The 25,615-nt window shown below is 39.7% G+C and carries 18 protein-coding genes, 5 pseudogenes and 2 riboswitches; of the genes and pseudogenes, 12 read left to right on the top strand and 11 right to left on the bottom strand.

Going from position 1 to position 25,615, the window contains the following annotated elements; translation table 11 throughout:
* Positions 1-484: 484 nt before the first annotated feature.
* Positions 485-612, top strand: a riboswitch (glycine riboswitch).
* A gap of 96 nt (positions 613-708) precedes the next feature.
* Positions 709-1,956 carry a site-specific integrase gene (locus tag ITG09_09135; GenBank protein UPR50887.1) on the top strand — a complete coding sequence of 416 codons (1,248 nt, stop codon included), beginning with the start codon at positions 709-711 and terminating at the stop codon, positions 1,954-1,956.
* Here the strand turns inward: ITG09_09135 and ITG09_09140 are convergent.
* Positions 1,945-2,916 carry a hypothetical protein gene (locus ITG09_09140; protein UPR50888.1) on the bottom strand — a complete coding sequence of 324 codons (972 nt, stop codon included), beginning with the start codon at positions 2,914-2,916 and terminating at the stop codon, positions 1,945-1,947. The two genes, ITG09_09135 and ITG09_09140, sit on opposite strands and share 12 nt — an antisense overlap.
* Before the next feature lie 776 nt (positions 2,917-3,692).
* On the opposite strand from ITG09_09140, the gene ITG09_09145 reads away from it, so the two are divergent.
* The 3 genes from ITG09_09145 to ITG09_09155 all read left to right on the top strand — a co-directional run bounded on the left by ITG09_09145 (position 3,693) and on the right by ITG09_09155 (position 6,508).
* Complete coding sequence (locus tag ITG09_09145; GenBank protein UPR50889.1) at positions 3,693-4,124, top strand: hypothetical protein; 432 nt, start codon at positions 3,693-3,695, stop codon at positions 4,122-4,124.
* 161 nt (positions 4,125-4,285) lie between these two features.
* The gene (locus ITG09_09150; protein UPR50890.1) at positions 4,286-6,070 is read left to right on the top strand and encodes a hypothetical protein; all 1,785 of its coding nucleotides are present in this window, start codon (positions 4,286-4,288) and stop codon (positions 6,068-6,070) included.
* A 60-nt stretch (positions 6,071-6,130) separates the two neighbouring features.
* Positions 6,131-6,508: a hypothetical protein gene (locus ITG09_09155; protein UPR50891.1), complete on the top strand. Its 378-nt coding sequence runs from the start codon at positions 6,131-6,133 to the stop codon at positions 6,506-6,508.
* 152 nt (positions 6,509-6,660) lie between these two features.
* On the opposite strand, the gene ITG09_09160 is transcribed toward ITG09_09155, so the two are convergent.
* From ITG09_09160 to ITG09_09185, 6 genes are all read right to left on the bottom strand, one after another.
* Complete coding sequence (locus ITG09_09160; protein UPR50892.1) at positions 6,661-8,235, bottom strand: hypothetical protein; 1,575 nt, start codon at positions 8,233-8,235, stop codon at positions 6,661-6,663.
* Between the two features lie 87 nt (positions 8,236-8,322).
* Positions 8,323-8,871: a recombinase family protein gene (locus ITG09_09165; protein UPR50893.1), complete on the bottom strand. Its 549-nt coding sequence runs from the start codon at positions 8,869-8,871 to the stop codon at positions 8,323-8,325.
* 218 nt (positions 8,872-9,089) lie between these two features.
* The gene (locus tag ITG09_09170) at positions 9,090-9,731 is read right to left on the bottom strand and encodes a hypothetical protein (GenBank protein ID UPR50894.1); all 642 of its coding nucleotides are present in this window, start codon (positions 9,729-9,731) and stop codon (positions 9,090-9,092) included.
* 1 nt (position 9,732) lies between these two features.
* Complete coding sequence (locus ITG09_09175; protein ID UPR50895.1) at positions 9,733-9,993, bottom strand: hypothetical protein; 261 nt, start codon at positions 9,991-9,993, stop codon at positions 9,733-9,735.
* A 17-nt stretch (positions 9,994-10,010) separates the two neighbouring features.
* Positions 10,011-11,078, bottom strand: coding sequence for a hypothetical protein (locus tag ITG09_09180; protein ID UPR50896.1), 1,068 nt, complete (start codon positions 11,076-11,078; stop codon positions 10,011-10,013).
* A gap of 761 nt (positions 11,079-11,839) precedes the next feature.
* Positions 11,840-12,607 (bottom strand): hypothetical protein, encoded by a 768-nt coding sequence (locus ITG09_09185; protein UPR50897.1) that lies wholly within the window; start codon positions 12,605-12,607, stop codon positions 11,840-11,842.
* Positions 12,608-13,152: 545 nt separating this feature from the next.
* Positions 13,153-13,272: riboswitch (glycine riboswitch) on the top strand.
* Between the two features lie 130 nt (positions 13,273-13,402).
* Between ITG09_09185 and ITG09_09190 the strand changes: the two genes are divergently transcribed.
* Positions 13,403-14,773, top strand: a complete 1,371-nt coding sequence (locus ITG09_09190) for a sodium:alanine symporter family protein (protein UPR50898.1) — start codon at positions 13,403-13,405, stop codon at positions 14,771-14,773.
* Between the two features lie 77 nt (positions 14,774-14,850).
* On the opposite strand, the gene ITG09_09195 is transcribed toward ITG09_09190, so the two are convergent.
* Positions 14,851-15,486 (bottom strand): LysE family translocator, encoded by a 636-nt coding sequence (locus ITG09_09195; GenBank protein ID UPR50899.1) that lies wholly within the window; start codon positions 15,484-15,486, stop codon positions 14,851-14,853.
* A 305-nt stretch (positions 15,487-15,791) separates the two neighbouring features.
* Here ITG09_09195 and ITG09_09200 point away from each other — a divergent pair, with 305 nt between their 5' ends.
* The 3 genes and pseudogenes from ITG09_09200 to ITG09_09210 all read left to right on the top strand — a co-directional run bounded on the left by ITG09_09200 (position 15,792) and on the right by ITG09_09210 (position 19,523).
* A complete protein-coding gene (locus tag ITG09_09200; protein ID UPR50900.1) occupies positions 15,792-17,264 on the top strand; it encodes a carboxypeptidase M32 in 1,473 nt (490 codons plus the stop codon).
* Positions 17,265-18,007: 743 nt separating this feature from the next.
* A complete protein-coding gene (locus ITG09_09205) occupies positions 18,008-18,547 on the top strand; it encodes a hypothetical protein (protein ID UPR50901.1) in 540 nt (179 codons plus the stop codon).
* A 154-nt stretch (positions 18,548-18,701) separates the two neighbouring features.
* Positions 18,702-19,523 (top strand): annotated as a pseudogene (locus tag ITG09_09210) (relaxase/mobilization nuclease domain-containing protein).
* On the opposite strand, the pseudogene ITG09_09215 reads toward ITG09_09210, so the two are convergent.
* Positions 19,523-19,891 (bottom strand): annotated as a pseudogene (locus ITG09_09215) (transposase). The pseudogenes ITG09_09210 and ITG09_09215 sit on opposite strands and share 1 nt — an antisense overlap.
* Before the next feature lie 51 nt (positions 19,892-19,942).
* Here ITG09_09215 and ITG09_09220 point away from each other — a divergent pair.
* Positions 19,943-21,177, top strand: a protein-coding gene (locus tag ITG09_09220) for an IS3 family transposase (GenBank protein ID UPR50902.1) whose coding sequence is annotated in 2 segments (ribosomal slippage) — positions 19,943-20,312 and positions 20,312-21,177 — 1,236 coding nt in all. Because the reading frame shifts where the segments join, the coding sequence is not laid out codon by codon here.
* A 14-nt stretch (positions 21,178-21,191) separates the two neighbouring features.
* Here the strand turns inward: ITG09_09220 and ITG09_09225 are convergent.
* A pseudogene (locus ITG09_09225) lies at positions 21,192-21,836 on the bottom strand (IS4 family transposase).
* A 56-nt stretch (positions 21,837-21,892) separates the two neighbouring features.
* On the bottom strand, positions 21,893-23,008 hold the full coding sequence (locus ITG09_09230; protein UPR50903.1) for a hypothetical protein: 1,116 nt from the start codon (positions 23,006-23,008) through the stop codon (positions 21,893-21,895).
* A gap of 131 nt (positions 23,009-23,139) precedes the next feature.
* On the opposite strand from ITG09_09230, the gene ITG09_09235 reads away from it, so the two are divergent.
* The 3 genes and pseudogenes from ITG09_09235 (at position 23,140) to ITG09_09245 (ending at position 25,568) form a co-directional block, all read left to right on the top strand.
* On the top strand, positions 23,140-24,915 hold the full coding sequence (locus tag ITG09_09235; GenBank protein UPR50904.1) for a hypothetical protein: 1,776 nt from the start codon (positions 23,140-23,142) through the stop codon (positions 24,913-24,915).
* A 74-nt stretch (positions 24,916-24,989) separates the two neighbouring features.
* Positions 24,990-25,211: pseudogene (locus ITG09_09240) on the top strand (transposase).
* A gap of 87 nt (positions 25,212-25,298) precedes the next feature.
* Positions 25,299-25,568, top strand: a pseudogene (locus ITG09_09245) (carboxypeptidase M32).
* Positions 25,569-25,615: the final 47 nt, after the last annotated feature.

Here is a 25,615-nt window from a genome sequence, read left to right on the forward strand (position 1 = left end):
AGCGGGTACTCCCAAAAATTTGTTTAACGTTACGCGGTCACTGGCACTAATACCAATACTGATTGTGTAGGTTCAGTTAAACCTGTCGCTCAAGTCAGAAACACTTGAGCTTTACTAACACGTTCATCCCATCTGCTCACAGACGGTTTAACGAGTTAACTCCGAAATCATCAAGCTGGCAGTATACAAAAGGAAGCTGCTAACGATAACTATCACTACCCATTTTTGCAGTTTTTCGTTGGTCCGGTAACGAAACAATACAAATGCTAAAGCCAATAAAAAAACAATCGCTATTAATCGAGTCATAACTCCTCCTTGTTTCCCTATTTTATACCATTTAAATAAGCAAGTTACGTCAGAGACTCGTTGTTTGATCATTTAGTTGAACAACATTTGTGCAAACAGATATTTTGTAGCTGACATCACATTTTATATGATCTAGGATACGCCTACAGATTACCTAATTATTTAGGTAATTGTTCCGATGAAGACTGCAGGAGAGTGGTTTTTAACTAAACATTAACATTTAGTTAGATTGACCCGCCGAAGAAGTAAATCTTTCAGGTGCTTTATGCTGGAGAAATCCAGAAAAGTGAGGACTGTCGTTGGAGGAACCTCTGGAGACCGTAATATAAAATCATAACTCTTTGTTTTATATTAACTTAACCCAGTAATTAGTCAGTTTTGCGCTACATAAGTGATATACATATGCACCTTGTAAGCCGCAGTAACACCTATTACTTCCAACGTAGAATCCCTAAAAACCTTCAGTCTCGCTACAGTGGGAAACAACACCTAAAATTCTCTCTTCAAACCAAAGATAAGCGTCAAGCACTGATCCTTGCACGTAAACTATCTGCTCAATTCGATATTGAGTTCGAAACAGTTCAATGTAAAAGCCTACCTGACTTCTCAAACAAGTTTAACACTGCCAACTCAATACAAATGCCTAGTAGCCTAAACCTTTCGCGTTGTGTTTCTGAATTCTTAGAAGCAAAACGAATCGATGGAGTATCGAAAAAAGCACTAGATCGTTACCAAGCAAGACTCAACCTGCTAGTCGATATTGTTCATGACCAACCAATCGACTCGCTTAAACGATCTGACGCCTTAGAGTTTAAGTCTATTCTAGTCAAGTTACCGCCTAACCTTTCTCGTAACCCTGAGTACAAGAGCAAGTCTTTCGTTGAGATCATTGAACTTGGTCATAAACCAATTGGAACCCATACAATCAATGACACCTTTAAAGTTGTTTCTGGGTTCTTTGATTGGTGCGTACTCAACGAAAAAGCCCAAAAGAACTCCTTTACTAAACTTGGTGTAAAACAAGAAACCAAAGCGAGCGAACAGCGTCGAGCGTTTGCAAAAGACGACCTCAAGAAAATCTTCTCTGTCGATGTCTTCCAAAATGAGCCAAGAGAAGCATGGCATAAGTGGATACCATTACTCGGTTTATATACAGGTGCTCGACTTAATGAACTTTGTCAATTGTATTGCTCAGATATAAGGATGGAGGATGGGGTTTGGTGTGTACACTTTGGTACTAACTACGAAGATCAAAAACTCAAAACTCAAAGTGCATATAGAACCATTCCAATCCATTCTAGCCTCATCAAGAAAGGTTTTATTGATTACGTCCACCAGCAAAGTGGTAGGTTGTTCCCTACCCTCAAATACCTGAAGACCGATGGATATAGCAAATACCCATCAAAATGGTTCTCAGTGCAACGTGACAAAGCACTAACACCACAAGAACGTGAGCGTAAGACATTCCATTCTATACGTCATACTGTGGCTACTGAGTTCAAGCGGAAAGGAGTCGACTATCATATTGCTGCTGCAATATTGGGACATCACAACGATTCAATGACTTATGGTAGATACGGGAAGGAGTACAGCCCTGAACAACTTGCCAAGGCTATCGAATTATTAGATTTTGCTAGTTTAAGCATTTAACTTTATGGCACTAAATAATCTTTCGTCAGAATCTTGTTCTGTGTGCCTTTTTCGAATATTGGCTAACATTGGGCGATAGGCTGTCAACTTATCTCTGCTATCTTTGACTCTCTTTTGGTACGATTTGGTAATTACCGCAATATCTTCTGGCGCTATCCCTTTTCTATGTAGTAGTTCAGCCTTTAGATTCGACGCTATCTGTTGATCTGAACTCTCTATTGAGTCGTGTAACGTCAACACTATATTTTCTATAACCTCACGGCTTTCCTTCATAGATTTCAGTTCTAATTCAAGTTCTTCGTTTTTACTGATATGTGAAGATAATTCTTTCTCAATTTCTTCATAACGAATGTAGTACTCTGAGGACTCGGCGATTTGTCTTTTCTGCTCTTCTCTCTCTTTAGTTAAGAACTCAACCTTTTCGACATTAAGTTTCAGTTCTTCTTTGCTTTTCTCAAGTTCAGCCGTGATTAAAGTTAGTTGTTCTGTACCCGATTCAAGTTGAGTATTCAGGTTTTCTATACGAGACTCGTACTCTTCCCTTTGTTGACCCCAATTATCTAAATCTCGGTTTAACTTGTCTTGCTGGTAACTAAGGCTAGACTTCGCCTGATACTCACTCGCTACCATCTGAAGCCTGTATTCATCTGCTCTTCGTCCATGGTGGTCAGCGATACGCTTTCTATCAATCCATCGATGCTTGCTGCCGTCAATTAAATTCTGAATGAATGGCAAGCCATACGTATACAGCAAAGCAAGACCCAGCGGGTAAAAAGCATCCCTTAATAAATCGAGGCTATTGCTCTTCACTAATACAATCTTATCCTCCGAAGAACTAAACAAGAACTCCACTACAAACACATGATTGACGGCTAACCAAGCCAATATGAAAGAACCAAGAAAAGGTGCTCTAAGTCGATTTATTGAGGCTTGTGTGATTGCATTGACAAGTTCTTTCATAGGGTAGCCATACAGATAAGGTATTGAGAAAGTGGTATGAATATTACTGAATAGCCATCAGTCTAGCAATTACAAATCAAACGGTTACTACTTATATTTGGGTTGCAATACAGAGCCTAAAGAAAGTTGAGGCAATATTAACTCTAGCAATAGATTCACAGTTGCATTGAAACTAAAGTAATAGCCCCCATATCTAAGTTGTCACATCTTTTCCGTGTGTGACTTGAAAACCAGTTCAGCCCTTCTCATAAGCACGAGTATTTCGCATATGAAGAAGGTCTTTTTTGAACTATTAACACATTTGAACGAGCACAAAGGCTCACTAGGGAAAATCGGTTACAGGATATATAAGTTGGTAGAAGCCTATTCGTTAGGTGATCAGCAACAATTTTTACTAGAACTGATTTATCTAGGAATGACTCTAAAAGGGGTATTAGCGCAGAACAACAAAAAACAGAAAAGTAAGACAAAGTAGCACGTCCTAGACGTATCTTTAACTACTAATTTGGTACGGATTATGAGTACATTGACTCTTAAGTAATCTGGTTTTTCAATCTGAGAGGGCTTGAGCCGTCTCATAAACGTTAATACCTAGTTCAAACAGTTAATAGGTAATAACTAACGGAGTCACCATAGACACTGACGCACAGAAGCAAGATTTTCTAGAACTCGCCAATAAGATAATTGACGATGCTTTAGCGTGCGTTGAACCCCCACCAAACATTGATGATCAGATCGATGCGGCAGGCAAGACGATTGCTTATCTTGAACAAAATATGAAAGTAATCGAAGGTATCAGCCCACTTTCTAAAGAGATCACGCCCGTAAATATTGAAGGTCTACTAAAAGATAGTTTTGACGAGGAGCGCTATGCGATATTTGAAGCGTTAATTGAAAAACAACTAGACCTCTATGCCGCGCCATGGACACTTGGCGTAAAAGTGGCAGCAATCACTGTTTACTCAACGGTAATATCTCCTATTATCAAAGGTTTGCTTCACAAAGTAACTCATAGACTACAATTGCTACGTGAATTCTTAGAGTGTTCTATACCCACATGCGAACTGTTCTTGGTATGTCCTTATAACAACAGCCCACCAGCGAAAAGTAACAACTTCTTAGGTAAAGATAGCCGCTTTCTTAATTTGACCTTCTCCAACGTATCTAAACTCCCTCTTTTTATCGATTCATATCCCCATTCCATGTAATAACTGATGAAAAACACTGATACCGTTGCCGATATCCCCCCTAACTCCTAAACATTTGTAACCTTTGACAGAAAAAAACATCCTTTTAAACTCAACATGAATCTCGTTCTTTCCCTTATGTCTGTGGTTTAATACCTGGATATAACTCATTGAGATTTAAGATGAATACAACAGAAAGAATCCATGCCCTCTTAGAAGACCGTAGTTTTCCGAGTATGGTGTTACTAGATGGACATTGGGGTGTTGGTAAGACTTACTATGTTAAGAACGAACTTCAACCCTATCTCAAAACGCATTACCCAACCCCATATAAGACCATTTACTTATCTTTGTATGGCGTAACAAGCCTTGAGGATTTCAAGGATCGAGTTCTGTCCTTAACCTATACCGAGAATAAGAAATCTAGTTGGCTCGCAAAGCACAGCAGCGATCTAGTCGGTTCTTCTGCACAAGTAATTTCTGGAACTAGAGGTGTTGGCGCTGCACTTGGTGGCGTTGCTTCAATCGTTAAGTACCACTACTTCAATAAGATCGATAACCTAGTTCTTCTACTAGACGATCTAGAGCGTATTACGTGTGAAAAAGTACGGACTCAAGTCATGGGCGAGTGTCTGAACCTCGCAGAAAACAAGCAACATATCAAAATAGTAGTCATTGGAAACCAAGATAAAATCGGTAATCATGAAGACTTAGAGAAAGCGTTTAGTGACATCGTTCATTTGAAAAGGACACCTTTCGAATCCCTTGACGTAATTAAGAAGATTTATACTGGAATTAGTAGGCTTAGTGATTATGAACTGTCTGAGATTTCAAAATGCCTTAAGTCATTAGAACTTGATAACTTAAGAATAATTCGACGGGCTATCGATAGATACAAAGCCGTCTGTTCCTTGTTTGATCGCGTAGATGAAGTTAACTACGACTATCTAGAATCTAAACTAATGGATGCTTCTTTTCGCATATCTACAGCGATACACCGAGAAGGTTTCAGTCTAGACGAGATTTTAAAAGGAATTGAAGATCGAACACGTCGTGTCAACCTAGCAAATGACAAAGTTAAAGTAGATGAACTTACTGATATTGAGAAAAGGCATCTTGAATTAGAAACATATGTTTCACCAATTCGTTACCACACACCGCAAAGCCTTTCGACTTACATCGCTACGTACCAAAATAATTTCTATGATATTCATCAAGAACTTAATATTCCTACAAGCACTGAAGCCATTGAGTTGTTCTTGGGTTACGGTTTTAGAGATAAAGATGAACACTGGTTTCAACAAAATATTGGAGTACTCAAAAAAGAAGTATTCGAACCAAATGTAGACAATCTACTTTTTTGGATACGTTGCTGCGGGCTTTACTTTTACATGTTAACTGCTGGATATGTCAAAGAGCAAGCAAACACATTTCGCTCAAAAGTTACGGTATTGCTTAAAGAAAACGACTTTTCACTTGATCTAGATTATCGAGATTTAGAACATGACCTCCACACTTTTGTTCGTGATGATGAATTGAATCAGTTGTTTAGAGCATACATAGAGAAATTTAAAGTCGAACACTCAAAAGCGAAAAGTCAGTCGTTTGTAAGTGACTTCATTAGTGACTACTCATTGGTTCGTGCAGAGATTGATGTAAAGTTGGCACATACGGCTTTTCTTCAGAACTTCACTTCTGAAGACTTCAAAACCGCGCTGTCAAACTGGAGTTCAAAAGAGATTCAATCCTTCATTTATGATATGCAGTCACGTTACGACTTTAATAATATCGATGATTATTTTTCAGTAGAATTTAGTGGGCTAGTAAGTTTATCTGAACAGATTCAATTACTTATGATAGATACTCCTTATGGAATTAAAAGAGGCAGCCTTTCTAATTTAGATCGTGTAATTACAGGCGTTATCACAAGACTTGAAACAAAAATCAACGCCAAACTAGCAACTTAATCAGTTGCAAATCACCAGTTAGAACAACTAGAATAACTGTTTATAAACACAGTTTTTTTTATGTTCTTAATTTGCGCAGAAAACTACAAACGAATCAAAGTGCATGAAAATGGCTTTACTGAAAAAGACGAACGGTACAGTATCTCAGCCCTTAAACGTAACGGTGAGTTTATCAAAAAAGACTTCATCGGGTTCGTAGAGAAGACTTCCCTATTACGCCCTCAGTTCGTAAAACTCGTCAGTATCGTTGGTGTGTATAACGGCATCGAGATCATAGATATACCCAGAGGTCACTGGGTTCTGGGGGTTTATCAGGCACAGGCATTCTCTGTAGTGCTTGAAGATAACCAACCTTTGTATCACCCAATCGAACACGAGAAACATATACAGCGCTATCACGATAATGTTGTAAGTTTGAGTGCATTCAGCAAAAGGTAGTACTTTTCTCATACTTTAAAGATCTCAAAAATCGATTAGATTTAGTTCTAACAACTGAGGAAAGAAATCATGACTATTAAAGTAAATCTGTTGTCATTAGTGCAAGAAAAAGCGAAGCAAACTGGCAGTACTTCAGAACTTAGGGAGTTCCGTTAGACAATATTGCCCATAGAGTCTTGTTCTATATGGGCAGATAGTTCTACGGCTTTGAAGTAGTCCGTTCTAGTCCATACTCCAATATGAGAACGCTCAGTCAATGGAATCTTCTCTAACTGTGTTCTTTGCTCACCTATCAAACGTTGCCATTTTTCAGCCCCCTGAGAATGATTCGTCATGTTGCGATTCATACTGCCGACCTGCTTCATGAGTAACGTTAGTGCCGTTTCTACAGTGTGCTTTTCTTTAACTTTGTCATTCGAGAAGTCATTAGCCAATCCCCAACTATAAAGGTATTCATCTCGTGTGGTCGCCAAATATGTCGAATTGTCAGGGCTAATTCGGTTGAATTCATCTTTACTTCGACTAGTTGATATTTCTACTACATCATCCGTACTGTAGTTTCGACCAATTCCATCTTTAAACTCTTTGGACAAATGATATCTCATACCGCTATATTGCTTGCGTGAGTTATATACGTCATTGTAATCAACACTGTCGTACTCAGCGATCAACTGTATAAGCAATCGAATATCAAAGAACCGCTTGCCAGAGTCAAGTTCATAGAGTACACACGATTCGAACTTGTTGAACACTTGCTCCATACGTCGAAGTGAAAGGTTGTACATGATACTAACCTCCGCTAGTAACCGCTTACCCAGTTCTTCGCTGTACTCCAAATCACCGAGTAAACGCATCTCTTCCTTTCGCTCTTCTAAGATAGAGTCCTTCACAAGCAATTCAGCAAACAAAATCTTATCCGGTAGAGGTAAAGCAGCACTTCTATTGAAGAAACGTGATAGGTATTCGCTACCGTCAAATGCTGCGCCATAGACAGCCTTAATTGAGTGACTGAGTTGTTTGGTGTCAGTTGCTACGACAAACACATAGTTATCCAGTGAGAAGAAGTGCTTTATTGTTTCAAGCATCTCTATTGCGTAGGTAGGACGACACCTGTCTAACTCGTCTATCAGAACAAAGACTTTTCGTTTATCCTTAGCAAAGCAGCCGAGGTATTCGTTGAGTGCTTTCTTTGTATCTTCTATCGCACTTAGTTGTGCTTTGTAGTTCTCGGTCAGGTTTCTACCAATATTTACCGCTTCCTTGTCTTCAAACGTCAGTGTCTTAGCCATCTCTACCATCGCACTGTTATCAGTTTGACCAGATAGATAAGTTCCAACGCCAACAGCGGTCATGTTCCATAGTCTTTTGGAGAACTTAGCCGCCACTTTCAGCATCTGCTTTTCATTGTAACTGGCATTGACCTGTAGGCTTAAGTTTTTGAACTGTTCAATGAACTCACTAACAAGAACAAGGAGAGGGTCATTGCTAAAGTCCGACCGCCAAGCATTGATGTAGATCACTGGATACTCATGTTCGAAGCGCAGATTCGAATACATTTGCCTTAAGAAATGAGTCTTCCCTGTACCCCATGCTCCATTAAGGTTCATAACAAGAGGTTTCTTTTGGCTTCTTAAGTACGAAGACAGGTATTTCCCGTATTCTTTGTTGTTTAGACCACAATTATCAAAGTTGTACTTCTCTTTCCAATCTTCAAAACGCTCTTTCACTGAACACCACTATCAATACAATTTCCATTAGACGTAATTATACATAAGCAACCGTGTTATATATTGATACATAAGAGAAATTTTGGTTTAACTACGCTCTATATTCAAAATCGTACCACGGGACACGTTGTATTCTTTCGACAACTGCAACTTTGAGGCGCCACCAGCCAATTTCGCCTTAATATCTTTCTTCTGGTCATCGGTTAACTTTGGCTTACGACCACCAAAGTTACCACTAGCCCTCTTTCCTTCTTGAGTTCGACTAACAATAAAGTTTCGTTCCATCTCAGCAAACATACCCAATAGTTGAATCATAGCAGTATTCATGGGGTCGTCATTTGATGTGTCAATACCCTGATCTAGCGCTACAAGATTTACACCTTTTTCTTTTAACTGATCTAAAACTTGTAGTACTTGAGAAAGAGAGCGACCTAATCGATCAAGTTTAGTAACAACGACAGTATCGCCATCACGAACATAACCAAGTAATTCATCTAGCACTTCTTTATTAGTATCTGCTTTACCCGAATGTTTACCACTAAAAATCTTAATACACCCATACTCATCCAATCGAGTGAGTTGATCAGTCAATTCTTGTGCTTGTGTTGAAACTCGCGCAAAACCAATATTAGCCATTTATAAACTCCGTCAAAGAGATGATGTCAAAAACTTATAAGATTATAACAGTGTGCCATTCTGACGTCAAAAACTCAGAACTGTTTACATTTGACACTGTCAGTTTTGAATTGAAAGTTTTTAACATGTGACAGAGGCAGCAAGGTAATGAGTGCTTTTACTTCTACTCAAAAACACTCGGCGGTAAGTAAAAAAAATAGCCAGTGTATGAACGCTGACTATGAGTGATGGACACGAGTAAAGATTTCTTTCGCTCTGGACGTAAAAATTCTTTGGTGAGAACGGAAGTATTTGCTCAAGTTGTCAAACAGAACGTTCTCAATAAGCACAGTGAAGTGTAACCACCAGCCATTCTCATGTTCTTGGCAGTAGTGTAAGAAAACTAATAAGTCTTTTGTTGTGTTCTTTCTGTTTTTGCCAATTTCAGCATAATTCAGCCCAACTTCATCACAGAAATTTTTCTTCGTACTGATGATATTATTGCTTTTCAGGTGATGGAGTACTTCCTGAAGTAATTTTGTGCTGTTTTTTGATGCCATGAGAGACAGACTCTCGAAATTGTTCATTGATATAGTAAGTCTTTGACCAGTAATGTGCTTGATCGCGAGTTGTTGAACATTCTCGTAGAAATCTAAGCGCTTTTTTTGCTCAAAATAATGTGTTTCTGCATTGTATCTATGAATAGCGAAGATGGATGCTGCAAGCAAACGCTCTGGCTGTATGTCTCTATCTAAGTATAAGTAACAGTCATGCAGATAAAGCAAGTCATGTAACTCAACACCAGTTGGTTTCACCATGTTTTCATTCGAATATTGGTAAAATAAACTGAATAAGTCATTTGCTAGTTGGTCATATCTCATATTACTCCCATTTGTTGAATATGTGGCTTAGTTGTTCTGCTAGCGGATCTATCGAAGTACTTGGTTCATGTACTTGATGAGATTGTAGGTGCTTCAATCGTTGGTAGGATTTCTTTACCTCACAAACCTTTTTGTATAGCACCTTATTGCTACTGACTTGTTTCAATACTTCTTTTAGTGATTGATTGCAGGCAGGATTGAATCTCACGCCATGATCTAATAGTTCGTTGATGAGTGTGTTTAAATTTTCTTCATTTTGCATGTTGCTCCTTGTACTTATTATTCAAGATCTATTTTGATACTTAACCCTGTTTCGTTATGTATGATGGCTTCGAAATCACCAACAGGCATATCGGTCTTTGTATATAGTCCGTCATGAAGTAACAAACAGTTATCTTGTTCGTGGGTAAGTGAACGCATGGCTTGTAATGCCTTCATTTCGTGAGATTGGTATAGCCAAACCATGAAGTGACGCTTCCAATAAACACGTTTCTTGTTAGCCAATGTGGCTTCATCTCGTTTCTCTTTTTCAATGTCATTTCGCTTATCTAACTCGTTCTGATTCAAGTTGCGACCTTTACATACTTCTTGTCGTAAATCTGACAACTCATTCTTCATTGCAACAGTGAGCGGATGTTTAGCAATATTTTCTCGAATATCTTGTGATATGTCGGATTTAACGCTGTTGATTAAATCACTACCAAATAGCATGGCAGTTAGTGCAGTCTTGATATGTTCAACACTTTCGCCAGTATCATCCGCAATCAATTGTCGGTACTTCTGTCTATCACTAGCGTATTGCAGCAGTGATGGATACTTGTGGAGTTGTTCGCTTTTGACCTTAGAAAGTAGAATGTTGTATGCCGCTGCTTGCATGTCGTAGCAATGGTATTGATTGAAGACAATGTTTCTCATTGCTTTACTTATTGATTGAAGCCCAAAGCAACCAAAGGTGTACAAACGTTCTGTTTTGTTTGTTCTGTAATATTGTGGAAATAGCCCATTGTTCTTGTACGCAAAAACATAAATGGCGAAAAGATGCCAACGTTCAGTGTTCTTCAATGAAGATTCTGTGTTACTTAATTCTTTCTCTATGAATTTTAGATCTGGCTCAATGTATGTATATGTGTCGTGTTTTGGAACTTGATGGTTTTCCCACGTAAACATTTCAAGGAACGAGAAATTTCCAACTTTTGGAAATAGATTGCTTAGCGATTTCAAGAAAGAAGGCGTGAATTCAAATGCTGCTGCTTGTGTGTAGCCTATTGCTTGACGATTAACTTGGAATACATTGAACGCTGTATTATAGAAGTCGAACCCTTCCATCTTATCTTTTGATTTGTCCACAGTTAGAGTCGGATGACCAAATCTTTTTCGGCGATCCTTGACTGTTCCTAAGTAGTAGCCAAGGGATGTATCTATATGCGTTCGCTTTCCAATCAAGCACTCAGCGATTAGCAAACAGAACTCCAATCGTTTTTTTTTGTTCCAATCGTTGCGTCTGCGTGTACCTTCGAAATGCACAGCCATTAAAGGCGATACGCTATCAATTTGTAACATATCAGTACTGAGTAAGTATGATGCGATAATATATGTTGGTGTTAACTCCATATTGTTAATTTCTCTGTCGAGGAGACCAACAGCCCACAAGGGGCTATTGCCTCCACAATCCCAAAAAACTTACAGCAATGGCTACGCTCATTACTGTCGTTTTATTAGCATTGTTTCTTTTTATCTATTGGTTTCTTTTTTATTACTTCTACATAGGTGTTCCAAACTTTTTAGAGTATCCGAAGCCTGATAAGCCTACGAATAGGGAAAACATAGTGTTTTCCAACGCCAGTCATATTGATGACTTCTTCCATTGTGTAGCCGTCTTTCAATAGGTCGATGACCAAGTTTGCTTGATGACCATTCATACCAATTCCTTTTACTGTGATAAGTACTGGTATTTAGTCTGGTGGGGCAATGAGATATCCGAGGTATATAGCGCAAAGAAAAATAATTATTTGATAGTACGAAAGAGCAGTGTATGGCCCTTCTCTCCTGACGATTACTTTGTATCAATCGTAAAAGTCCTACCTAGCGAATGTTAGATGTTAGCCATACTAAATTCTAAACTCAGTGCAAAGATCAGAATCATAATCACTGCTGACAGTGTGGATCTCAAAGTCTTCCAACATGCATACAAAAGAAGGATCTAATAAAATCTCTTGATGATATTCTCTTAAACCTTGCAAAGAACAAAGCCCATGTTTTTTTACGTTTACTTTGATTTCAACTATCGAACCGCTAGTACCAAAGCGAGTTGCATATAATTTCGCAGCGGCTTTATTTGTCGTCCAACCTAATCCTAGAAAGCCTCCTTGCTCTATTTCACCATGAATCCCACGGTATAGTTTGACTTTGCGATGTCTAGTGGCATGTTGCCAATGTTTCTGTATCGCTGTTAATTCTTCCTTATCACGATAAACGTCCTTATCCACTGCTTTCTCAAGATCCCATTGATTTATCCCACCTATCGTTTGAAGAATACCGTAAAAGCCTGCAGAGTTTCGGTTAGGAGCGTCCGTAGACAAATAGCAATTAACAAGGGCCAATTGGGCTTGAACTTTGCCATTTTCTTCTATGTAACGCTCCCAAAACTCTCGATTAAAGTGCCCGTGTTCACCTAGTTCACCGAAGGCTTGTGAGCCCAAAAACGACAAGGCAGAATTTGCCGCTTCGCCCCATTTATGATCAGTACTTAACATATCTGCAATTCTCGTATCGTTTGCTTCTTTGTTTAGTGCTTGAACTCTCTCTAAAAACTCTGATGGTTGTAGATTTTCATCGGCAATTGCTTTGTATTTTTCATTGTATACTTCTGCGTACATATTCAGTTCACTCTCGTTTTAATGTTTTTGACACCCAATAAAAAAGAGGCTCTCAGCCTCCTTTAACTCTTAGTCTAAATTTATAATTCAAATGAAATCAAAGCCTTAATATAATCACATGCTCATTCATTCACGTCTTTGACCACTTATGATGACTCAACTCCTGAAAGTGTCTAAAAATTTCACGAAGTGGAAACTAGTACCTCGATTTAAAAGTTCATCCTATGTGAGGAAAGCCGCTTTCAACTAACAACTCACCTTTAATGCGCGTTCTAACTATGTTCAACCATCATTGGTATACATAACTGGTATACATTTTTGAAATTCATATTGAATTACATAAAAATCATGATAGAGTTCACACATCAATAATGAACAGCATTATTGACTAACCTTTGTGCAAATGTTGCACATTTGTTCCGATGAAGACTGCAGGAGAGTGGTTTTTAACTAAATCTTAACATTTAGTTAGATTAACCCGCCGAAGAAGTAAATCTTTCAGGTGCTTTATGCTGGAGAAATCCAGAAAAGTGAGGACTGTCGTTGGAGGAACCTCTGGAGAGAACCGTTAGATCGGTCGCCGAAGGAGCAAGCTTAGTGCCCGTTACTTATCTATAAGTGATTCGCTAAGTGAAACTCTCAGGCAAAAGGACAGAGGAGTGGAAAGCAACAATCCTTAATTAACAAAAGAATTCTATCTAGAAATTCGTATGTATTAAGTAGTGCTACCGATCCCTGTGATCTGCACTGCCTTCCCTCTTCTCCTTAAATTTTTTAATTTATTAAGGGGAATCTATGAACCAGCTACAAGCTACACTACAAACCATCAACCAATTCGTTTGGGGACCACCACTGCTTATTCTGCTAGTGGGTACAGGTATCTACTTTACTTTTCGCTTAGGCTTACTCCAGTTTAGACACCTCCCAACCGCGCTAAAAATGGTATTCAGCAAAGACAAATCCGGTACGGGTGACGTATCAAGTTTTGCCGCTTTGTGTACAGCACTTTCAGCGACCATTGGTACTGGAAACATCGTTGGTGTAGCGACCGCAATCAAGATTGGTGGCCCTGGTGCCCTATTCTGGATGTGGCTTGCCGCTGTATTTGGTATGGCGACCAAATACGCAGAATGTCTACTTGCTGTTAAGTACCGCAGAACCGATAGCAATGGCGAAATGGTTGGCGGCCCTATGTACTACCTTCAATACGGTGTTGGCTCAAGAATCTTAGCGGTGATGTTCGCTGTGTTCGCTTTGGGTGTTGCCTGCTTCGGTATTGGTACCTTCCCACAAGTTAACGCTATCTTAGATGCAACTGAAATATCATTTGGCGCTTCGCGTGAGATGTCTGCTGTTGTTCTGACGATATTAGTGGCAGTGGTAACCCTTGGTGGTATTCAATCTATCGCTAAAGTTGCAGGAAAAGTGGTGCCAACCATGGCGGTTATGTACATCGTCGCGTGTTTGAGCGTTCTGGTTTCAAATGCAGACCAACTACTGAGTGCCGTTATCCTTGTTGTTACCTCTGCATTTACCAATACAGCGGCAACAGGCGGATTCTTTGGCGCGAGCATCATGCTTGCTATCCAATCAGGTATCGCTCGTGGTGTATTCTCGAATGAATCTGGTCTAGGTAGCGCACCAATGGCTGCGGCGGCAGCAAAAACAGATTCATGCGTGAAGCAAGGCCTTGTCTCTATGACCGGTACCTTCTTCGACACCATCATCATTTGTACGATGACAGGTTTGGCGCTTATCTTAACTGGCGCTTGGCAGACTGACCTTTCTGGCGCTGCAATGACCACTCATGCATTTGCTGTTGGTCTGAATGCAGACACGCTTGGCCCTATGCTGGTTTCTGTTGGCCTAATCTTCTTTGCGTTTACTACGATTTTAGGTTGGAACTACTACGGCGAGCGCTGTGTTGTTTTCTTGCTAGGCACTAAAGCAGTCCTACCTTACAAGATCATCTTCATTGCGTTGGTGGCTTCTGGCGCATTCTTGAAGCTCGACATGATATGGATAATGGCCGATATCGTGAACGGTTTGATGGCAATTCCAAATCTAATCGGCCTTATCTTGCTACGCCACGTGGTTATCGAAGAAACAAAGCTATTCTTCAAACCTTTAACGTCTTCAAAAGGTTGTGAAGCTGCTAAAGCATAATAAGAACTGAACGATCAAAACGCCCGCAATATTCTGCGGGCGTTTTATTATGATTGAGATAGCTATATTCCAAAAGCTTAGGTAGGTTCTTCCATCAGAAGCTTAACACCCAGTCCCACCAGCACCATGCCAGTCACACCTTCCATCCACTTCATAAAGCTCGCGTTTTTAAGCAAGTTTTTAGCGGAGTTCAATGCCCCAGCCAAACTGCATTGCCACACCATCGCAATCATAAAGTGCACCGAAGCCATCACCATGGATTGCAACAAAGGCGATCCTTCAGGGTTGACGAATTGAGGCAGAAAAGCCAAATAGAAAACCGCTGTTTTCGGGTTAAGCACATTAGATAAGAAGCCTTCGCGTAGAGAGCGCTTGGCACTGTATGCTTGCTTAGCTTGTTCACCGACCTTCAAACCGCCACCGTTTTTCATCAAAGCTCGCAAACTGCTTAAGCCAAGCCAAATCAGATAAACCGCACCTACCATTTTAACGGCTTGAAAGAGTTCAGCGGATTGGGCGAGGATTGCAGAGATACCTACAGCAGAGAAAAACGCGTGTACATATAAGCCGCTACAAATACCAAAGCTGGTCATACAACCGTCAGCTAAGCCAGAGCGGCTGGTATTACGAATCACCAAAGCCGTATCTAAACCCGGCGTTAGCGTTAAAATAGTGATGGCAATCAGAAATGCCTCAAAGTTCAAAATATCCATATCATTGTCATTCTTGTTCAGCGATCTATCATCAATACCGTGTATCTGAACAATTCGCAAGCAACAATTGCCATCAGCTATACAACTCACTGATTTTGTGCACAATGGTACAGTTTAATTTGTTAACAAATAGTAAATTACTGGCATATCACTGCCCTATCTTGTTTAGGCTATATCTTCTACTGAGAAGAGCTGCCTCAAAAACAAAGTGAAGTGACCAACTTCAAAGTACTAAACATCGAGATGCCCCTTAAACTGATGCAGCCTTATGGGTCATTAAAAGAAACCAAATTAAGAGTAGTCAAATGAGCGCATTCAAAAAACTAGTCGAACACTCTCAAAAATGTTCACGCTTTCAACACCTAGCTTCTATTTGTGGTTGGGACCAAGCTTCAATGATGCCAGCTGGCGGCAACCAAGCACGTAGCGAAGCGATGGCCGAGCTTTCTGTTCATATTCACGGCTTGATGACTCAGCCACAGCTTGGCGATTGGATTGCAGACGCTGAAAACGAAGCGCTAAATAGCGAACAACAATCGTCACTTCGTGAAATAAAACGCCAATGGCAACAAGCTAACCTGCTTCCAGAGAAACTGGTTGAAGCAAAATCTCTAGCAGGTTCAAAATGTGAACATGCGTGGCGTAGCCAACGTGGAGAAAACGACTGGGTTGGTTTTGAAAAGAACTGGCGTGAAGTGGTTGAGCTATCACGTGAAGAAGCGCAAATCCGTGCAGATGCGGCAAATTTAACGCCTTACGATGCGATGCTGGATATCTATGAACCGGGCACCAGCTCTGCTTCGCTTGATACCCTGTTTGCAGACGTTAAAACATGGCTACCAAGCCTGATTTACGAAGTGATCGAAAAGCAATCGAGCGAGCAATTTAACGCGCCATCGGGTATCTACTCGACAGAGAAACAGAAAGCGCTTGGCCTAGAAGTGATGAAGCTACTTCAATTCGATTTCGAACACGGCCGATTAGATGAAAGTGTTCACCCTTTCTGTGGTGGTGTTCCTTCAGACGTGCGTATCACAACCCGATACGATGAAGCTGAATTCGTTCAAAGCTTAATGGGTATCGTCCACGAAACAGGTCACGCACGTTACGAACAAGGCTTACCTAAACACCTAGCAGGCCAACCTGCCGGTGAAGCTCGCTCTATGGGTATCCATGAATCTCAGTCTCTGTTCTTTGAGATGCAAGTTGGCCGCAGCGACCCATTCATCGGACACTTAGCTAGCCTAGCAGGACAACAGTTCTCAGGCTCGGAATTTGAGAAAGATAACTTCCAGAAGATCTACACTCGCGTGAAGAAAGACTTCATCCGCGTTGATGCCGATGAGCTGACCTACCCAGCGCACGTTATTTTACGTTACGAGATTGAACGTGATCTGATTAACGGCAAAATCAAACACACTGATGTCCCTGAACTTTGGAACACTAAGATGCAGTCTTACCTTGGTTTAAGCACTCAAGGCAACTTCACTAATGGCTGTATGCAAGACATTCACTGGACAGACGGAAGTTTTGGCTATTTCCCGAGCTATACTCTCGGCGCGATGTATGCGGCTCAATTCATGGCATCTATGAAGCAAACCGTTAATGTTGATGAAGCTATCAGAAGTGGAAACATGACTCCAATCTTTACGTGGCTATCAGAAAAAATTTGGTCAAAGGGGTCGTTGCTAACTACTGATGAGTTAGTTAAACAAGCCACAGGTGAAGTTTTAAACCCGATATATTTCCAGGAGCACTTAAGGAATCGTTACTTATAGTTTAAATAACCCCAGCATAGGCTGGGGTTATTCTGCGTGCTATAAACCTGTAACACTTCGCAACAAAGCCTTATCGTTCAATAGTTAAAGAGATGCTATGTGAAACTTTAAACTAACGTTCAATAACTAAAGTTTAAATTGCAACTACTACAGTGACCAAAATCGCGTTCTTTTAAATCACACAATTACTGAAATCCAGTTTTCTAAACTAGCATCAATAGCTTACGCTTTATTTAAAACTAATTTCCAAAAAAGTAAAACCATCACAATATACATACTTTAGAGAAATAAAATGTAAAATAAACATTAAACTTAATATTTTAAGCCATAAGCTTATAATTTAAAAATCAATAGACCACATAATAATATTGTTATAATAAAAACAAGAACTAATTAAATAACAAGCGGGTGTTTAAATTCACTATTTGTTCCAAATAGCGATTTAATCAGCTTACCTCACCTTCTGGTGACGTTGCGCTAACATGCTTCGCAGTTATCGCTAGTAAATACAAGCACTATGATATGCATCATTAAAAAATAACAAAAAGAGCATATCGAAAATGACTAAACAAGAATTAAATAATTACAGAGCAGTTGTAAATAACATAACAAGAGCAAGTAAAAAATAGTTAGAAGAAATAATTAAATCAACATCTCTTTCAAAGGAGGAGCTTAAAGTTATAGTTCCTTCACTTCTGCCGCCTTTCACCAAGGACTTCGGCATTGCTATTGCTGACTACAAAATGACGGTTGAAACTATAGCTATTTACTACACAAACAATCAGAAAGAAGCTAATGAAGAATGCCTTTCTGCATCTCGTGAAGTAATTGATGCAGCAAAGTCTGCTTTTAAAGAAGAACGAAAAGCACGAGAAAACCTTTACGTTAAAGCCATAAAAACAAACCTCACTGAAGAACAGTTTAAATATTTCACCGAGCTAATGCACAGCTACAACTCAGCAGCAGCTTTTCTGAGAGACGTGGCAATCAATCAGCTTGTTGTTAAACCTAACAACCATGAAGAATTTATTAACTATTTCAGAGAAACGAAGAAGCTTGCAAGTTTACTCGAAGATATAGCAGATGACCTAGAAGATGTAGAAACCCAGCAGCAGCTCTCTGGTATCATCAAAGAGCTTATTGTCAGCTTAAACCTCGTCCGCAAGCTTGCGCTAGACTCCCACTCTTCTGCTACAGCTATCCCTATCGCTAGGAAGTTTCTAAGTGCTAAACAGCTTAAGGCTATATATCTTGAAAAGCTTGAAGAAGAAGCCGACCTTTAACCTTTAACTCCCTTCTTATCTTAAGGAGGGCTTATCTACATCTATACATCTATACATCTATACATCTATACATCTATACATCTATACATCTATACATCTATACATCTATACATCTATACATAACAATAATAATAATAACTACGAGATTTTAAATATGATTTTTACAAAACTAGAATGCAAAAGAACTAAGCAGACAAAAAAAGACGCAGAGCACTTGATAGAATATGGCGCTAAACAAAAAGACGCAGATAACCTCGTTAAATACGGATCTGGTAATTCAAAAGACCACGCTTCAGCCTCTGAGGGACACTCCTTTTTCATCCATGCGAACGAAATAGATTCCATACCTGTCCGCACTGGTGAATTGGCTACAGGCGCAGACTGGAGCGATGCTATAAGCGAACTACAAAGCTCACTCAAGCACAATCCAAACGTTACTGAGTCGTTCCGTCATTTCGTAATAAGCCTCGATGAAGGCGAGCATCTAACTGATAAACAGTGGAAAAAAACAGTAAAGAAAACGATGGCTCATCTCGGCTACGACAGCGCTCGTTATATCGCTTTCCGACACAGTGATACCGACTCAGACCATGTACACATCACAGCTAGCACTCAATGCCTTGAAAGCAATAAAGTCATCAACGATTGGCAATCCGTTACGAACGCCCAGGAAGTAATGAGAGAGCTTGAAAAAGGGTTTGGTCTTAAGGAGCTAGCAAGCACGAAAGATATGGATCGAACAAAAGAATGCGTTGCTGATAAACAAGCCCCTGACACTGTTAAATTCATGATGCACAGGCTTGTAAACAAAGCTATAGATACACTAGATAAAGAAGCTTCCCTGGTTGATTTTGAGCTGGCTTTGCTGAATGTCGGTGTAACCATCCGCCTTAAAGAAGAACAGGTTAAGGGTGAGTTTAAAGGTCTAATTTACGGCTTTAACGACTACAAAATACCAGCCACAAAACTTAGGTCCTCTATCCCTAGACGAGGTATGGATAGAATTCGGCGTTGTTTAATGCTGTCGGCTTGTACTGCAATGAGGCCATTCCACCACATCAAGATTTCAGCGAGTAACGCAGTAAGAAGCAGGATATCCAATCGCTTAGTACAACGAGTCCTGTTGTGACGAAGTGCGATCCCATAGGCGGTACTCTTTAGATCTCGGAAGGCTTCTTCTATTTGCATGCGCTTGGCGTACAGGTTGGTAATTTGTGCTTCATTTAAGATATGTCTAGGGACATTGGTCGCGAGTAACCACGACACCTCTACACTGCGTTGATAGAGATGTGTAGCGGAGTGTTTTTGGCTGGCTCTGCTATAGCGCTGGGCTTTTCTGCCTTTTTCTAATCCTTTGTCCCGTCCTGAAATGTGTTTACACATTGAGGACGAATTATGACTACTTCAAATAATACCTACGTTAAGCGCACTCAGCGTGATTACACACTAGGCTTTAAATTACAGGTCGTCGCCGCTGTAGAAAGAGGCGATATGACATATAAACAAGCCCAAACCATTTATGGTATCCAAGGCCGTTCAACTGTTTTAACTTGGCTTCGAAAGCACGGTAAGATGAATTGGGCGCAAACTCCAAGGATGAATACCATGCACCAATCTAAGCCTAAAGAGTCACCAGCACAGAAAATAAAGCGCCTTGAGAAAGAGCTGGAAGACGAAAAAATAAAGAATCTCTTTTTAAATAGAGTGGTTGATATTCTTGATGCTGAACACGGAACTAGCCTCAGAAAAAAGTATCTCGCCAAGGAGCAAGAAGTCTTCAAGAACAGGACGGAATAAGTTTAGTTCGAGTATGTAAGCTATGCGGGATAACGAGACAAAGCGTTTATCAACGAGAAAAGCGAGCTGTTCATCGCCAGTTAGAACTTAAACCCATCAAACAAATGGTGTTGGATATTAGACGTTATATGCCTCGGGTTGGCACTAGGAAACTCTACTTTTTACTTAAGCCAAAGTTGCAAGAACAAGGTATCAAGCTAGGTCGAGATGCTCTTTTCAACTACTTACGTGATGAACGATTATTGGTAAGACCTAAACGTAGTTTTACAAAAACGACAAACAGTAAGCATTGGATGAAAAAACATCCGAACTTATTAAAGAACTACAAACCATGCAATCCAGAGGGTGTGTTAGTAAGTGACATTACCTATATCCAATCAGATGAAGGTGTTCACTATCTCTCATTGGTAACTGATGCGTTTAGTCGGAAAATTATGGGCTACGAGCTGAGCAACGAAATGAAGGCGACGGATGTTGTGAAAGCGCTAGATATGGCTGTTAAGGGACGTCAATATCATTGTTCGTGTATCCATCACTCTGATCGTGGTCTCCAGTACTGCTCAGGTGTTTATCAAGATAAGTTGAAAAGTAGCGGCATAATCCCCTCGATGACAGACGGTTATGACTGCTACCAAAATGCATTAGCAGAGAGAGTAAATGGAATACTGAAACAAGAGTTCTTACTTGATAAGTGTAAAAACCTCGGAGAGCTTAAACAACTAGTAAAAGAGTCTATAAGTACCTATAACAACATGAGGCCGCACCTTAGCCTTAGGATGAAAACTCCAAATGAGGTGCATGAAAAAAGCCAACAGCTGACGCTATTGGCTTAGTAGAAATACTGTCAACGTATTTTAGGACGAGACACTTTATAAACATAGGCTTCACAAGATATCGGTGATCTCTTTGGTAATAAGCAGTGGCCAAGATATTTAGGTTTATGGATAGCGTTTGGATAAAAGGTTTTATTTGAGACCCAAGGTTTTTGAGGTTGTTTTATTGATACTTCACCTCGGACACGACCTAACCAAAACCAACCTTTCGCCTGAACTTGTCTGAACCAAGTATTTCGAAAACCCGCATCAGAAACGATGATCGGACTGATTTTTTTCGGCAAAATACTCTGTAATTTATCGAGGAACATATGGTGACTTTTCGGTGAATTATATTGGCCATATTCAAAAACTTGTTCAAAGATTGTGATGGCTCGACCATCAAGTTCAACGGATGCTCTTAACGTCATATAACGAAGTTGTTCACTAACATCAGACCAATCAACAAGGATCCCAAGACATGGGTTAGCGCCCGTTATTAAGTAGGCATGCCATTTATAAATAAGGTCTTTCTCACGATGTAGTTGGCGATTTCCAAGCAGTCTATCAACACGTTTGATCGCATGTTTTGCCGTGGTATTAGTTTCCAGTTTTCGACCTAGTTTTGTCAGCGTTAAGTCTGAGCCGTCAAGTACACTTTTTGTAGCAAGTATCAGAGAAATAAAGCAAAGTAGTTATCCTTCGGGCGTGTGCTTCACTTAGGTTTATATCTTCATCATCTTTTTCTTGCTGCATAATCTTCATACATATCATTAATTTTGAAAAATATGTAAAAACCTAGAACAACACATAAAGCTCCAGTGACACCAAGTGTTTCAATCCAGTATCCGCCAGCAAAAGAGAAAAACCCAAAGCCTTTGACCGCGCTAAGAATTGTTGCAACGATATACACACAAAGAGGAAAGATAAAACTAAAATAAAAGATACCCCCTTTGTTGCCATTCTTATCAAAGTAAAGAAGAGCTTGAAATTTCAAAAGGAAGCCGCTTAAAAAACCAGCGGAAATAATTGAGGTCATTGCAGATTCATTGAATGAAATAATGGAATACAAGATGCCAATAAATACTGAACAAAATAAGATAAAAAACACCAGACCAATGAATCCGAAAAACTTAATCTCTTTCATTGCATGAAGCAGCTCAACGCCATCTTTCGTTGCATGAAGCCAAAGTTGAAAGCCAACCGCAAATAGAATCATGTAAGTCCATGCCTTTTCACCATCAGCTATTGTTTTAATGTGAGAATTGCTTCCATATAGTGCCTTACTATAGAGAAAAGAAGATATACCATGAGGAGAATTAATGATGAGTTTGACAAAGGTATCCGCTTCATCACTAGAAATGATCTGGTAAATGTTTTTGGATGTATCTTTTTTCTTTAAATTTTGCTGATTAGCTAGCGATGCGGCATTACGAGCTTGCCTCTCAATATACATGTTCTTTTCAGTATCGATGAAATTTAAAACGTAACTATGAGCTTGGGAGATAGTGTTTGGGATTGTATCGTTAGTAAAATGAGCATAAGTACCAAAGCCTCCAATAGTAACTGATACAGTTAGCACGACATAGACGATGAGATTGCGAATTTTACTCTTGAATCTTAAGGCAAAAGGAATAGCAAACCCCAGAAGAGCAATCAATATGAAGGCTGGCTCTCGATGTAGATCGGCAAATCGCTGATTATCAAAAAGCGCTATCAAAAAAAGGAAGACACAACAATGAATGACTGAATATAGATAAAAAAGAGTCGTTGTGAGCTTTACCGAACTTTTCTGTCCACTAGCCTTTAAAACGGTGTTTGATTCGTTTTCTCTTAATGCTTGATTTTCCATATTCACTCCCTTTGGCCATAAGTATTTAACCTACAACCCATGCCAACCACAAACTTCACATATGCATCATGGAATATACCATTAATTTAAGTTAGATTACTCAATACTTTATAAATTATGGATAATGATAGATGCAACATTGTGAAACAAAGCTTTTTAAAGACGAAAATTATTGCGGAGATTGTGGAGAAGCACTGCCAAAGTTTGTCAAGAATAGTATTGATCAAGTTCACCCCGAATTGGTCAGCAACATAAAGAGTGAGTTTCCTAATGCAGAGCTTGTAACGGGCGAGATTATTTCAATTAGTTACGCAAAGGAAATAGTTGGCGGGGTCGAAACCACTAAAGAAGACAAATATGATGGTAAAAACCAAACAAAAACTAGGACTTACACTGATAATACGAAGGAGTATAGTCTTTGGAATACGAAAGTTGTTGATAGTGATGGCGAGCTTCACGAGTTTAAAATTATTGCCGAAGCAGAAGCGACACGCAACTTACAGAAAGGCGATATTATTACCGTGTTTAGTGTTGGAATCGACGGCGTAATTGGCGAAGAAGTTATAACCATACATAAGGATGACGGACAAGATCAGTTTATTAAGCCTAGTCTTGTCAAAAAGCCAGAAAAAAGAAGTCCAAGCTTTGGTTTAACTTTAACCATCGCTATTTTTCTTCTTGTTTTCTGGCAAACAAACAACTTGGAACTTAGCCTCATAGCTGGCGTTGCTATAGGCGCGATTTTGTTTGGACTTGAGTATTCTCATCACTCATCTAACTTTAAAAACAGCATAAAAAAATACAATCAAAGACTCGATTTCTATTCATCTATGCTGCAAATAACAAAGCAATCACTTGGCTATTTACCTTCAAAAAGACCTCGTTTAGAAAGCGATATTCTTTGTAGTTCATGTACAAAACGTATTGCTAGTGATAGCGCATACTGTGCATTTTGCGGAACCAACACTACAGAAGAACTACAAGAGCCAAGTGAGACAACCCTATTCACATCATCCGATCATCCTGCGCTAGAAATAGTTTCAACTCAGAGCCAAGCCCATGTAGAGAGCGCTGACGAACCTCTGCTAAGTAAGCCTGCCAACCAAATATCAATCCAGCAAATAAAGTCGAATCTTGAGGGTGAGTACAATTCACAATTTAATACCGATTACTTACACAAGTTAGTCCTTGCTGGTGACATTAAGTTTAATGTGGTGAATAATTTCTATTTGGGCCAAGTTCTCGACATTGATACGAACGCAGATATTCAGTACAAATCAGAGTCAAAGAAGGAGATATCAGGGACAGATAAAGAAACAGATCACTACGAATTCAGTCATTTTAATAAGTCTTATAACTATACTCACACTGAAATTGAGCGAAAACGAAATATTGAAAGCTATATTACCGACACTCGGACATCTAAACTAAGCCAAGTACTGTTATTGCAAACAATGGACGGCAATTTAACAGAACTACACATGCCTACAGGCATGACAGGTAAGATTCAAAGAGGAGACTGGCTGGCGATCAAAGATTACACGCTAAGCTCAGACAACAAAGCTTTCCAAAAACACAATGAGCAAGATAAATTCCTTGAGAGTATTTACAACATTACCCAAGAATCAGAATACAGTATAGATGATGGTTTTAAGGGGTTTGAATTCAGATTAGGGTTTGTAAGATCCTTATATGCCTTAATCCCTGTTGTGGCACTTAGCTTTCTTTTCCCGCCACTGTTTGCCCTCTATATTCTTGTTGTCTGCTTTGGAATGCTTGCCACTCCATTTGCGAAAAAACGCAATAAGAAAGCAAGAGAGTTCATCATTAATGAAGCTAAAGTACCTTGGATAAAGCTAAAAGATAACTTACCATCGATACAAACGTTAACGAAAAAAATCAGCTAACCTTCCTCACACATAAGCCAAGCGCTTGCGCTTGGCTTCATTCATCTAGAATAGTTCGTACTTTTGTTAAGGAACGTGGCGGAGAAACGGTCATTGCTAAACGCAATTACGGACAAGATATAGACAAAGACAGTATGGATTGGTGTCTATACAAGTATCGTCACTTGGTCGAAAATGCCTTTGCGAGAATTAAGCATTATCCAGCTATTTCAAGTAGATATGACAAGCTGGAAAGGAATTATGCCAGCATGTTATCACTGGCATTCATGTTGATGTGGCTAACGATGTATTGTTGAACGCGAAATGTACAGCAAAGATCAACACGCCCTAGTTAAAGTCTGTATATAAATCATGCGCATATAGAGAATAAAATAGTGATGAGTGTTCACCATACAGACGGCGCATTCGGCTACTTCCCATCGTACACACTAGGCGCGATGTACGCGGCTCAGTTCATGGCTTCAATGAAGAAAACGGTCGATGTGAACTCGGTGATTGAAAACGGAGACCTATCGCCTATCTTCACTTGGCTAGAGTCGAACATTTGGAGCAAAGGCAGCCTACTCACCACTGACGACTTGGTGAAAGGCGCAACAGGCGAAACCTTAAATGCACAGTACTTCAAGGATCACTTGAGAAGTCGTTACCTTTAATAAAACATCAAATTAGATATAGAGCAGCACAAGAAAGTGCTGCTCTT

Origin of the sequence: Vibrio cyclitrophicus (assembly GCA_023206055.1) — a bacterium.
Taxonomy (GTDB): Bacteria; Pseudomonadota; Gammaproteobacteria; order Enterobacterales; family Vibrionaceae; genus Vibrio; species Vibrio cyclitrophicus_A.